We start from the raw sequence: 12,477 nt of genomic DNA on the forward strand, positions 1-12,477 counted from the left end.
TCACAAATTTAAGACGTTGGTAAATGTAAGACGTTGATAATCATAAATTTAAGACGTTGGTAAATGCAAGACGTTGATAATCATAAATTTAAGACGTTGGTAATCATAAATTTAAGACGTTGCAGGCAACGTCTCTACAACAAACTCGCTAAACTTTTCTTCGCCGCTTCATAATTGGGTTGCATAGTCAATGTCTTTTGGAAATCTGCAATTGCCCCTACTCTATCACCTAAAGTTTGTTTGGCTAATCCACGATTATAAAAATGTACAGGGTCTTGGCTACCTTCTTTGTCAATTACTTGATTGAAGTTTTCTAAAGCCTTCGTTGCATTGCCCGAAGCTAAATAAGAAGTAGCCAATAAGCCTCTTGACATAACAATTTTATCATTTTTCATCGTCAGCGATTTCTCAAAATCAGGAATTGCTTTAGCGGGCTGATTGAGGTTAAAATACGCCATTCCACGATTCATATAGGTTTCTCCTGAACTTGCTCCACGTTTAATTGCTTCCGAGAAGTATTCCAACGCTTTTTGTGTATCACCTTTAATTCCATAAGCCGTTCCAAGATTTTCCCAAGGACCTGCATCATCTTTATAGCCCAATTCAATGGCTTTTTTATTGGCTTCAATAGACTCTTCTAATTTCCCTTCTTTCTCTCCCACATATTTGCCATAGGTATAATACGCACGGTAATCCTTCGGGAAAAGTTTGATAATTTGTCCGAACAAGGTACCTGTATTTTGCCAAGTTTCTACTTGTTTACGAGTTTGGAACAAACAAAAAGCGACAAAGGCAAACGCTCCCACCCAAACCACTTGCTTCAGACGTTGATTTTTTTCTGCCAATTGGTCTAAAAGCATTGCTAACACAAAAAACAGTCCAATGTACGGAATGTATGTATAACGGTCTGCCATGATAGCTGCACCCACAGAAATAAACTGTAAAACTAACGCTACTGTAACGGCAAAAAAGCCAATCCCGAAGAGAAACAATTTTGATTTTCGAGCTGAAAAAATCGTTAATCCAACAATAATTAATGAGAAAACAATACCTGTTGAGTATAATTTATTGGCTCCATCGGGTTCATAAGGATAAAATGTACAAAGATTTATTGGCACAAAAAGATGGTAGAAATACATTACAAATCCATAACCTGCGTACTGAATTCTGTCCATCATTGAGAACACTTTTAGGCTCAATGCAGAACGCTGTTCACCAATAATATGAATCGTACCATGAAAATCCCCTCCACTTTGAATATTGGTGGCAATCAAACCAAAAAGTAATGAAAATACTAAAAAAGGCACTTTTTCAAGAATGGCTTTTGTGTCAATTTTACGGTCACGCCAATAATCGAACAAGAAGAAAACAATCGGTAAAACAACCGCTTGGGCTTTTGACAAACACGACAAAACGAACAATATCAAACTGATTATCAGATACTTATTTTTCTTTTCAGAATCTAAATAATATAAGTATGAAATACATCCTGCAATAAAAAAGAAGCCGTACAAAACGTCTTTTCGCTCCGAAATCCATGTTACGGACTCTACTCTCATGGGGTGAATAGCGAATAATAAAGCGGCAAAAAACGATGCCATTAAACGGCGTTTTGTCAGAAGCATCATCAACCAAAAGACCATCAAAGTATTCAATAAATGAATGAAAAAGTTGGTAACGATAAACGCTTTTGGATTTTCAGCCCCCGACACAGACGAATTTATCATCATCGAGACAATCGTCAATGGGTGATAGTTAAGGGCAACGTGGCTCTTAAAAGCTTCGCCAAAATGTCCTTTGGGTTCAGTTACGAGATAGTCATTTTCAATATAAACGTGGTCGTCCCAATCAACAAATTGATTGTCAAATCCACCCGAAAATGCGACAAAAAGCGTGATGATTAATGCTCCAATAGCGAGCCATTTTCCGTAACTGAATGAAGTTTTAGAAGAACCACTTTCATTTTTAACCGTTTGATTAACAGTTACTTGAGAAATGTTCGATTTCTTTTGAGGTTTATTATTTTTTGACATGGGAAAGGAATTACAGTTATCAGTAAACAGTTATCAGTAAACAGTTATCAGTAAACAGTAAACAGTAAACAGTAAACAGTAAACAGTAAACAGTAAACAGATTTTATTTACCAATATAGATATTTTGTTGTGATTTACAGGTTAATGGCGTTTGTAATGCTAACGCCTAAAAACTAAACTCTAACGACTACATTATTGTAAAATTTGGTCAACAATCATTCCAAAAATACGGGAATTTTAAGATATTTACAGAGATAAATTTTCAAATTATGTCTTCAAAAATCAATAATATAAACTTTAAACTTCGTCATTTTCAAACTGGCGACCAAGATTCTTTGGTAGCCAACGCCAATAATATCAAGATTTTCAATAATGTCAGAGATGTTTTCCCACACCCTTATACGCATGATGATGCTTCGTGGTGGATTGATGCTAACAAGGAAACGGATAAACCTGTTACTTGCTTTGCGATTGATGTTGATGGAACGGTAATTGGAGCGGTTGGTTTTGTTCTCGGCAATGATATTTATCGAATATCCGCAGAAATTGGTTATTGGTTAGGCGAAAATTATTGGGGAAAAGGCATCGCTTCCGAAGCGGTCAAATTAATGACGGATTATACTTTCAAAAGTTTCCCCCACATCGAAAGAATTTGGGCAGGAATTTTTGACTTCAATAAAGCGTCGATGCGAGTTTTAGAAAAGGCTAACTACCATTTTGAGGGAATTCAGAAGAAATCAGCCATTAAAAATGGGGTTGTTTTGGATATTCATGTGTATGTGAAATTTAGAGAAATAACAAAGTAGTGTCGAATAGCATTCGCCTGTTTATTTTGACGAATACTATTCGCCTATTTATTTTGACGAATACTATTCGCCTATTTATTTTGACGAATACTATTCGCCTATTTATTTTGGCGAATACTATTCGCCTATTTATTTTGGCGAATACTATTCGCCACTACCCAACTCTTTAAATCCTTTCAACAACCAAGCCGTTAGAACAATAAGGACGACTTCAAAAAATATTAGAGCATTTACAATGCCTAAACTGTCAGAAAGATAACCTAAGAAAATAGCAGGAATCCCAAAACCTAAATAGCCAAAAAGCATATAACCAGATACGGCTCTGGCACGTTGCTGACCACCATAATTAGCGATTAGAGCCAATCCGCCCACATAAGAATATCCGTAAGCCGCCAAACCGACGATAAATGTTCCGAATAAAATAATGATAATTTGCTCGAAATGGCAACCTAAAATCACAAATAAAAAACCCGTCGGAATTAAGAAATAACCAATTGTTACCGATTTTATTGGATTCATTTTTCGGATAAATGGTTGCGTAAATGCACCCGTCCAATTAATTAAAACCAAGCAAAATCCCGCAAAAGCAGTCATGCCAAATTTGGCTAATTGGGTCGGGACAATGGCGATGACAACGCCCGTAGTCGCCCAACAAAGAGCAATCGACATATTGACAGGGAATGAACCTTTCGGAAAATAAGGCAGACGAATAATATCACCTCCAATGGGCGTTGGATTTGGTAAAAATAATACCAATAAAATACCGATTGCGGTAATAATTAATAGCAGATAATAAGAAGGAGGCACTAAAGTAAACTCGTAAAATAAATACAAAGTAGTGGATAACGCCCCGCCACTAAATCCAATGGCGGTTGATAAAGAAGCTAAATTCGCCGCTTTGGTGGGTGCATCGGGAATTTTATCTCGCAGAACTTCTGTTAAATATGCCGTTCCTGTTCCCATGCTCAAAGCTAAGGCAATTCCCTGACACATTCGGGCGATAATCAAAGCCCAAACCGTTGGATTTAAGGTAATTACCAATGTCGCTAAAAAAGCGAAACACAAACTGATAAATAAAACAGGCTTGCGTCCTAATTTATCAGAAATTCCCCCTAAGAAGATATAACAAGGTAGCATTCCAGAAATGTAAGCCGCCAAAACTAAGGCGGTTTGTCCATTATTCAGATTCGCTTGGGCAGCATAAACTCTGAATAATGGCATTGACACATTGACCGCCAAAGTCACCAAAAGCAATCCGTAAGCAATAATATTATGTGGGGCTAATATTTTTTTCATAGAGCAAAGGTCGCAAAAACTCACAATTCTCTCTTTTGATTCTTTGCTTAATACATATAGCTACTCCTTAATAATCAAAGCAACGCATTGAGCCGCAACGCCTTCGCCACGACCTACAAAACCGATGTGTTCGGAAGTAGTTGCTTTGATGGATAAATCTTCTTCGGGAATATTCATGACCTCCGCCAAACAAGCTTTCATGGTTGGAATATGTGGATTCAATTTAGGTTCTTGCAAAATAATGGTTACGTCCAAATTATTCACTTCCCAACCTGCTCCACGCACCATTTCAAGCACTTTTCTTACTAATACTTTAGAATCTACACCTTTGTATTGTGGGTCTTTATCCGAAAAATGATAGCCGATATTTCGCATATTGGCAGCTCCCAAAAGGGCATCACAAATTACGTGGCAAACAATATCTGCATCTGAATGCCCAACGGCTCCGTGTGTGTGCGGAACGATGATTCCGCCTAACCAAAAATCTCTGCCTTCTTCGAGGCGATGTACGTCGTATCCTTGTCCTACTCTTATTTTCATATTTTAGTGATTGGTGATTGGAAATTGGTGATTGGAAACTGGCTTCGTGATACAACTAATTTCCAATCACCAATAACTAATCACAAAGATTCAATGATTGCTTTTTTAATCAGTTGCGGATGCGACCACGGCACAAAATGATTCATGGTATCAACTCGCACAACTTTTAAACTTTTGGTATTTACCAACATTTTCTCGGCAAAATCCGCATTCTTGGGACTCACCAATACATCCTTTCCGCCTTGAATAACAATGACGGGTTGACGGATATTCTTCCACAAAGGTAACATCTTTTCTAATTCGGGTTTCAAATAAAGTATTTCATGATTGGAAGCCCGAAAAGAAGCAGGTACTAAAAATCGTATCGGAACAATTTCCATCGGAATTCTAAACCATTTTTCGTTGGGTTCAAGTTCTGGAGCAATTGAACCCGCCACAATGATAAGATTATCAATTAATTCTGGATAATCCATTGCCATTCGAGCAATCAGAGGACCGCCTAAAGAATGACCAATAAGGATAATTTTCTTGCCTAATTTCTTATATTTTGCCACAATCGGCTTCAATAATTCTGCTTGCACCATCAGTGATTTCTCAGCATCGCCAAAATCTGATTCTCCAAAACCTACTCTATCCACCGATACCATTTTTACTTTTTTCAATAAAGTGGTATCTCTCATAAAATCAATAAACGCTCCCCAAGAACCTGGTGAACCATGCACGAAAAAAGCTACGGGTAATGAATCTGAGCCAATTTCGGCATAATTCATACTGATTCCTTTCTCCTCAATTTGATGTTGCACAGGCATTTGAGCATATCCCGCAAATTTCTCATCAATCTCTTTTTGCTTTACTTTAAAAGTTAAACACGAAGAGAGTATTTGCGAAATTATGAAAAGAATTCCGTAGCCAATTAGAATACGTTTTGAGATTTTGAGGAACATAGTAAGTCAATTAAGTAACAGGTTGGAAACCTATTCTACAAAACAAAAGCCTTACAGATTATACGAAAATCTGTAAGGCTTTGTTTTAATTATTCAGCCAATAACACAAATAAATTATGCGTGAGAAGCTGTTTTATTTTTACGCATATAGAAATAAAGACCTGCAAAAGCTACTACTAAAATAGCAGGAAAAACTGCCATATTATCAAGCGTTGCTTGTCCAGCAGCTAATTCAGCTACGTCACCTGTAAGCCCTTGAGCAGCGGCAGCAGCTTTTTCATCATCTAACCATTTACCAATAATTGGTTGGAAAATTGACGTTGAGAACATTCCCATACCACCAATAATTGACATACCGAATGCTCCTGTTCTTGGAAGATTTTCTGCCACAAAACCAATCATTGTTGGCCAGAAGTAACAAACTCCAATCGCAAAGATAATAGCAGAAATATACACCATTCCACCAGTAGCTTGGCTCATTAAAACTACCCCAATCGTTGCTAATATCGCAGAACCCAATAAAACACCTGTTGGGTTAATACTATGAACAATTGGCCCTGCAAAATAACGTCCAACTGCCATCAAACCTGTTACTAAAGCCAAGATAATCATCGGACTTGCTCCTGCTTTACCTAAAACTGGTCCAATCCATTGCTCTGGGCCGAATTCAGAAATGGCAGTTAAAGCCATACAAGCCAACATGAAAATATATAATGGCGACATCATCGCTTTTAAGTTATCACCTGTTGAAGCAGCTCCTTCATCTTGGCTTTCTGGGAATGCTTGTCCGAAGAACAAGAACGCATAAATTACCGCAGGAATCAAGATTGAACCAATTTGCAATTGCCAGTTCATCCCAGCAGAAGTCATGAATTGAGAAAGAAGACTACCAATTACAATTCCCCCTGGAAACCACATGTGGAAACGGTTCAACATTTTTGTTTTTTCGTTTCCTTCGTACATATCCGAAATCATCGGATTACAAGCAGCTTCAACTGTACCATTCCCAAAACCAACAAAGAAAGTTGATAATAAGAGTGTCCAGAAACCACCTGAAAAAATGGTCATGACTAAACCTAAAACGTGCGTAATGAATGCTACCCAAATAATTTTTTTAGGTCCAAGAGCATTATAAAGAGGGCCACCAACAATCATTGCGATTGGGAAACCTAAAAATGCCATTTGGTTTACATAACCAAGTTCTTGTGAATTAAGATTAAATTCTACACCAAGTTGTGTAAGCACACCTGCACGAATACCGAAAGCCATCGCCGTTGTGATAAGGGCAAAACAGCTTCCTAAGAAAAGCTTGTCACGGTTAATGATTTGAGACATAGTGAATTAGGGATTTTAATTGTGAATAAATTAGTTATTGTATTGGTTTTATGAAAGTTCATCTTTGAAAAATCTAACAAAAAAACAATTTTTTTTTCAGATTCCATGCACCGTTTTATCAGTATTTTTATGAAAATTTGTATTTGTTCCAATATAGGACAGGTTTTAAGAACATTTCCTGCATTGTAAATTTGTTTCAAAACACAATAAACATAATTGTCTTCTACTAAATATTGAAGACACATAGCTAAGAAAAATGGCACGTAAAATTAGAATGGGTATGATTGGTGGAAGCTTAGATGCTTTCATCGGAGCGGTTCACCGTCGTGGGGCGGCTTTGGACGGCGAAGTAGAATTAGTCTGCGGAGCGTTTAGCTCTAATCCTGAAAAATCAAAAGCAACGGGCGAAGCTCTTTATCTTCCTGCCAACAGAGTTTATGGTTCTTTCGAAGAAATGATTTTGAAAGAAAAAGAACTCCCAGAAGGAGAAAGAATGGATTTTGTTACAATTGTAACCCCCAATCACGTACATTTTGCAGCCGCTAAAATGGCTCTTGAAAATGGTTTTCATGTAGTTTCTGACAAACCTGCTACACTCAATACCGAAGAAGTTTATTTATTGAGAGATATTATTGAAAAATCTGGTTTGATTTACTGTTTGACGCATAATTACTGTGCTTATCCGATGGTGAAAGAGGCAAAACAGATGATTAAAAATGGCGTTATCGGTAAAGTTCGCAAAGTAATTGTAGAATATCCTCAAGGGTGGCTTTCGCAATTGTTGGAGGCTACGGGACAAAAACAAGCAGGCTGGCGTACAGACCCCGCACGTTGTGGTGCAGCGGGTGGTGTGGGTGACATTGGTACGCACGCTGAAAACTTAGCAGAATACATCACAGGTTTGAAAATCACTGAAATATGTGCCGATTTGACCATTTTCGTGGAAGGTCGTCAGTTGGACGATGATGCTAATATGCTTTTACGTTTTGACAATGGAGCGAAAGGAATTTTGCATAATTCACAAATTTGTAATGGCGAAGAGAATGATTTGAACATCAGAATTTACGGAGAATTTGGTGGCTTGAAATGGAAGCAAATGGACCCAAATACTTTGATTTTGACCAATCAAGAAAAAGGCTCACGCATTATACGCACGGGCGTAGGTGATTTATCGCCACAGGCTCAGGCACACACTCGCCAACCAGCAGGACACCCAGAAGGATATATTGAGACTTTTGCAAGCATTTACCGTAATTTCTCTTACGCTTTAAGAGCAAGATGGGGCGAAGTTGCCAAAGAAAATGCCGCAGGTGGTTTAGCAGGAGAAAGCGAAATTTTGACAGGTGGCTACAATCCAGAAATCCATGATTTTCCGGGAATTGAAGAAGGCATCAGAGGAATGGTATTTATTGATACTGTGGTAAAATCTAATGAAGCTGGGGCGGTTTGGACAAAGGTGGAGGAGCATTGATATAAATAGGTCGGTAAAGATTTAGCTTTACCGACCTATTTATTTTAGAATAACTCTAATTGTAAAATCTCTTTTTCAGATTTTCTTTTTTTGATAAAGAGTTCTTCAGAAACGGCACAATTGGTTATTAATGCTTCTAAAACTTCATTTCTATTACTTTCTTTTGCTCCAACATGATAAAAATGTTGCGTAGTAGCGAGATTATAATCCCCCCAAAGAGTTTGTAAATATTCATTTTTACGATAAGAATTACTGTGCCAAGTGGAAATTCCAAAACGGCAATTTGTAGCTTCTAAGTATTTTTTCAAGTCAAATTCATCTTCTTCAGTCCAACTATCATAATAATCTACGTGTCTGCCAATATATGGTGGGTCGCAATAAATAAAACTTTCTGAATTTGCTTCTGATAGTGTTTTTCTAAAATCTTGACACTTAAACTCCCAATCATTCATTTCAATAAGTCCTTGAACATACTTGATTTGATTCGTTATTTTAGTGATATAGGCTTGGGCAAAACGTTCTGGTTTATGTCCGTAGGGAACGTTAAATTTAAAACTTTTATTAAAGCGAATCATTCCGTTAAAACAAGAACGATTTAAAAATAAAAAGTCAATGGAATTACCTTCTGCATTAAATCTGTCTCTAATAAATTTAAAATGTTCAACGCCAAATTCAGACAATTTCTGACCTTCTTTTTCTAAAAAATCTTTGACAATTGACGGATTAATAGTTCCGTTTTTTACTTCGTTATAGAAATTGATGATATGGGGATTACTGTCTGCAAAAAGAGCTTTTTTCTTAGCAATATTCATTCCCACAACCCCCGAACCCATAAATGGTTCAATATAAAGTTGTTCATCATCAAGGTTAATACACGTATTTAACCATTCTATTAGTTGTGTTTTTTTCCCTTGAATTTTGATTGGAGGTACGATAATTTTATCCATTCATCCCTCCTTTTTTTGATGTTCTCGGATTAATTAATGATTCATCATGACCTCGGTATTTTAAAAATTCTTTTAGAGATGTCAGTTTTTTTGTATTTCCATTTTCATCTTTAATAATAATCTTACCGAAATTCATCCAGTATTCATCAAACCATTCTTCTCCAAGATGCTTAAATGTTCCATGACCTGCTAAAATGTCTTCTATGTTATTAATACTCCCAATATTAGCAGTATTCCCACTACCACCCTTATCACTGGCTATTGTCCATTTTTCACACGCAAAAAATGTCATATTACCAATAACTGAAGGAATCGTATTTAACTGATTTAATGGAAAAGTAATTGATTCAAAGTTTTCTCCTAAAATGGTTCTGGTATAGATAATTCCAAGGCAATAATGCCCTAAATAATCATTATAGGGGAATTGAATATTTTTACTACTGGTACGTTCTGTAAAATATGCTCCGTGTGAACCAAGTGTAAAACCGTTACAGAATTGAGGATTTTCTTCTGTGCGATAAGTAGTTTTTAAATCAACTGCAAACTTAATACTTGAATCATTTTTTGAGACAAATGAGACATCTGGATACCAATTTTGTTTTTCTGCAAGCACTAATCGAAAGTCATTTTGTTGAGCAAACTCTACAAATTTTGAAAACAACTGTATTTCCAAAATCTTAGAGACAATTTTAGTATCGTTAGAAATAGTATATATATTCTCGAAAACATCAATAAACCCTTTGATAGTCCACTGATTATCAGGTGTTGTCACATAATCATTAAGTGTACTGGCAAATACTTTTAGTTTTTCTAAAAATAGCTTTTTTATTTTATCTTTTTCAAGTTTATCCATGTACAAAATTAAACCTTTTTTGATGACTTTTCTGTATTTTACAGTTACATATCATTCAAAAAATGGTCAAAGTAATATCTTACCTTGACCATTTATGAATGAATTATCACCTCCTACATCCCTTTCACCACAACCCCCATATTCGCAAAAATAAAGGCGTACAAATCAGCGGTTAATTCAATATTTTTCTTCGTATTACTTGCTCCGTGACCAGAATTTACGTCAATTCTAATCAATAACGGATTCTTACTTTTTCCTGCTTTTTCTTGTAGTGTCGCTGCGTATTTGAATGAATGGGCTGGTACAACACGGTCGTCGTGGTCGGCAGTTGTAATCATCGTGGCAGGATATTCCACGCCTTCTTTGATGTTATGAAGTGGCGAATAACCGTAGAGATTTTTGAAATCTGTCGCATCATCTGAATTACCGTATTCTGGCGACCAGTTCCAACCAATCGTGAATTTATGATAACGCAACATATCCATTACACCCACTTGTGGAATGGCAACTTTGCATAAATCTGGACGCTGATTAATAACTGCACCCACCAAAAGTCCACCGTTTGAACCTCCACGAAGAGCCAAGAAATCTTTCGTACAATACTTTTGAGCAATTAAATATTCTCCCGCCGCAATGAAATCGTCATACACATTTTGCTTTTTCAACTTCATGCCTGCTTCGTGCCATTTTTCGCCGTATTCTGCACCACCTCTAATATTTGCCAACGCATAAACACCGCCTTGTTCTAAAAATGGAATCAACGTAGCTGAAAAACCGGGTTGAGAACTGATATTAAAACCTCCGTAAGCGTACAAAAGCGTTGGATTTTTACCGTTCAATTGTAAACCTTTTTTGTAAGTAATGAACATTGGCACTTTTGTTCCGTCTTTTGATGTGTAAAAAATTTGCTTCGTTTCAAACGCATCTGGATTAAACTGGACTTCTGGTTTACGGAAGATTGACGTCTGTTTTGTTGCAATATCATAGCGATAAATTGTTGGCGGAAACGTAAATGACGTAAATGTATAGAATACAAATTTATCGTCAGCTTCGCCACCAAAACCGCCCGCAGTACCTAATCCCGGCAATTTCACTTCATTTTCCAATTTTCCTGTGAGGTCATACACATACACACGAGTAGTTACGTCTTTCAAATAAGTAGCGAACATTTTTCCACCTGCTGTTCCAACCCCTTGTAATGGTTCTGGTTTTTCTGGGATAATATTTTTCCAAGATTTCGTAGCAGGGTCGTATAATTGTACTTTTGAGTTTTGGGCTTTTTCGTTGGTTTCTACCAAGAATTTATCGCCAATATTATCAACAATACTATATTGAAAATCACCAACCTCTGCCACAATCGGCGTAAATTCCTTCTGTCCTAATTTTCTAAAATAAATAGCATTTCCTTCTTTTCCTTTTCCACGGTCACTGATATTTAAGTAAGCAAATTTTTCATCGTCAGAAACCGACATCGTGTTGAATCGTTGTGGATTTTCTTTGTTTTCATATACCAATTCATCTTGCTCTTGTGACGTCCCAACTTTGTGGTAATATATCTGGTGGTTTTCATTCTTCGCTGCCAAAGCACTTCCGTCTGGTTTTGGATAACGGCTATAATAAAAACCATTGCCTTGCCACTCTGCTCCCGACACCTTTATCCATTCAATATGGTCGGGAAGATTTTGTTTCGTTGACAAATCCATAATATAAGCTTCCTGCCAGTCAGAACCTCCTTTTGACAGATAATAAACGGCATATTTCCCATCTTTTGAGACTGAAAATGCTCCCAAGCGAGTCGTTCCATCGGGAGAAAGTTTATTAGGGTCAAGTACAATTTCAGGCGTGCCATCTAAACCCTTCTGACGATAAAGTACCGATTGATTTTGTAAACCATCATTTTTCGAGAAATAAAACCATTCATTTTTGCGAGACGGAGCCGAATATTTTGGATAATTAAACACCTTTTCAATACGCTCTTTTAACATATTTCGGTACGGAATTTTATCCAAAAAATCAAAAGTAACTTTATTTTCGGCTTTCACCCATTCGGCAGTTTCAGCAGAACGGTCGTCTTCCAACCAACGGTAAGGGTCAGCCACTTTCACTCCATGATATTCGTCGATGTGGTCAATTTTTTTAGTTTGCGGGTACTGCATTTGAGCGTTAGAAACATGAACTCCCAACATCAGCGAAGTGCCAAGCAGGAGGTTTTTGTGAAGATTTTTCATTTGTTGTTTAGTTCTTAAATTGAT

General features: G+C 36.9%; 10 protein-coding genes. 2 read left to right on the forward strand and 8 right to left on the reverse strand.

Translation table 11 applies throughout. The annotated features are described in order from the left end of the window. Positions 1 to 134: 134 nt before the first annotated feature. A complete protein-coding gene (locus LV89_RS13155; RefSeq protein ID WP_109743367.1) occupies positions 135 to 2,033 on the reverse strand; it encodes a tetratricopeptide repeat protein in 1,899 nt (632 codons plus the stop codon). 269 nt (positions 2,034 to 2,302) lie between these two features. Here LV89_RS13155 and LV89_RS13160 point away from each other — a divergent pair, with 269 nt between their 5' ends. After that, a complete protein-coding gene (locus LV89_RS13160; protein WP_211321203.1) occupies positions 2,303 to 2,839 on the forward strand; it encodes a GNAT family N-acetyltransferase in 537 nt (178 codons plus the stop codon). 144 nt (positions 2,840 to 2,983) lie between these two features. Here the strand turns inward: LV89_RS13160 and LV89_RS13165 are convergent, their stop codons facing one another. The 4 genes from LV89_RS13165 to LV89_RS13180 form a co-directional block, all read right to left on the reverse strand. Then, positions 2,984 to 4,135, reverse strand: coding sequence for an MFS transporter (locus LV89_RS13165; RefSeq protein ID WP_109743368.1), 1,152 nt, complete (start codon positions 4,133 to 4,135; stop codon positions 2,984 to 2,986). Between the two features lie 60 nt (positions 4,136 to 4,195). Next, positions 4,196 to 4,675 carry a 2-C-methyl-D-erythritol 2,4-cyclodiphosphate synthase gene (ispF, locus tag LV89_RS13170; protein ID WP_109743369.1) on the reverse strand — a complete coding sequence of 160 codons (480 nt, stop codon included), beginning with the start codon at positions 4,673 to 4,675 and terminating at the stop codon, positions 4,196 to 4,198. An 80-nt stretch (positions 4,676 to 4,755) separates the two neighbouring features. Next, a complete protein-coding gene (locus tag LV89_RS13175; protein ID WP_109743370.1) occupies positions 4,756 to 5,619 on the reverse strand; it encodes an alpha/beta fold hydrolase in 864 nt (287 codons plus the stop codon). Positions 5,620 to 5,733: 114 nt separating this feature from the next. Next, positions 5,734 to 6,954, reverse strand: coding sequence for an MFS transporter (locus LV89_RS13180; protein ID WP_109743371.1), 1,221 nt, complete (start codon positions 6,952 to 6,954; stop codon positions 5,734 to 5,736). Positions 6,955 to 7,228: 274 nt separating this feature from the next. On the opposite strand from LV89_RS13180, the gene LV89_RS13185 reads away from it, so the two are divergent. Further along, the gene (locus LV89_RS13185; RefSeq protein ID WP_109743472.1) at positions 7,229 to 8,425 is read left to right on the forward strand and encodes a Gfo/Idh/MocA family protein; all 1,197 of its coding nucleotides are present in this window, start codon (positions 7,229 to 7,231) and stop codon (positions 8,423 to 8,425) included. 44 nt (positions 8,426 to 8,469) lie between these two features. On the opposite strand, the gene LV89_RS13190 is transcribed toward LV89_RS13185, so the two are convergent. The 3 genes from LV89_RS13190 to LV89_RS13200 all read right to left on the reverse strand — a co-directional run bounded on the left by LV89_RS13190 (position 8,470) and on the right by LV89_RS13200 (position 12,453). Continuing rightward, positions 8,470 to 9,372, reverse strand: coding sequence for a DNA adenine methylase (locus LV89_RS13190; RefSeq protein WP_109743372.1), 903 nt, complete (start codon positions 9,370 to 9,372; stop codon positions 8,470 to 8,472). Continuing rightward, the gene (locus LV89_RS13195; protein WP_109743373.1) at positions 9,365 to 10,225 is read right to left on the reverse strand and encodes a type II restriction endonuclease; all 861 of its coding nucleotides are present in this window, start codon (positions 10,223 to 10,225) and stop codon (positions 9,365 to 9,367) included. The genes LV89_RS13190 and LV89_RS13195 overlap by 8 nt, the downstream gene beginning before the upstream one ends. A gap of 113 nt (positions 10,226 to 10,338) precedes the next feature. Beyond that, positions 10,339 to 12,453, reverse strand: a complete 2,115-nt coding sequence (locus LV89_RS13200; RefSeq protein WP_109743374.1) for a prolyl oligopeptidase family serine peptidase — start codon at positions 12,451 to 12,453, stop codon at positions 10,339 to 10,341. Between the last annotated feature and the right edge of the window lie 24 nt (positions 12,454 to 12,477).

Origin of the sequence: Arcicella aurantiaca (assembly GCF_003148625.1) — a bacterium.
GTDB classification, from domain to species: Bacteria; Bacteroidota; Bacteroidia; order Cytophagales; family Spirosomataceae; genus Arcicella; species Arcicella aurantiaca.

Coding starts and splice junctions, on each gene's coding strand:
- LV89_RS13175 (WP_109743370.1), bottom strand. CDS start 5,619: ATGTTCCTCAAAATCTCAAAACGTATTCTAATTGGCTACGGAATTCTT.
- LV89_RS13160 (WP_211321203.1), top strand. CDS start 2,303: ATGTCTTCAAAAATCAATAATATAAACTTTAAACTTCGTCATTTTCAA.
- LV89_RS13190 (WP_109743372.1), bottom strand. CDS start 9,372: ATGGATAAAATTATCGTACCTCCAATCAAAATTCAAGGGAAAAAAACA.
- LV89_RS13165 (WP_109743368.1), bottom strand. CDS start 4,135: ATGAAAAAAATATTAGCCCCACATAATATTATTGCTTACGGATTGCTT.
- LV89_RS13155 (WP_109743367.1), bottom strand. CDS start 2,033: ATGTCAAAAAATAATAAACCTCAAAAGAAATCGAACATTTCTCAAGTA.
- LV89_RS13185 (WP_109743472.1), top strand. CDS start 7,229: ATGGGTATGATTGGTGGAAGCTTAGATGCTTTCATCGGAGCGGTTCAC.
- ispF (WP_109743369.1), bottom strand. CDS start 4,675: ATGAAAATAAGAGTAGGACAAGGATACGACGTACATCGCCTCGAAGAA.
- LV89_RS13200 (WP_109743374.1), bottom strand. CDS start 12,453: ATGAAAAATCTTCACAAAAACCTCCTGCTTGGCACTTCGCTGATGTTG.
- LV89_RS13180 (WP_109743371.1), bottom strand. CDS start 6,954: ATGTCTCAAATCATTAACCGTGACAAGCTTTTCTTAGGAAGCTGTTTT.
- LV89_RS13195 (WP_109743373.1), bottom strand. CDS start 10,225: ATGGATAAACTTGAAAAAGATAAAATAAAAAAGCTATTTTTAGAAAAA.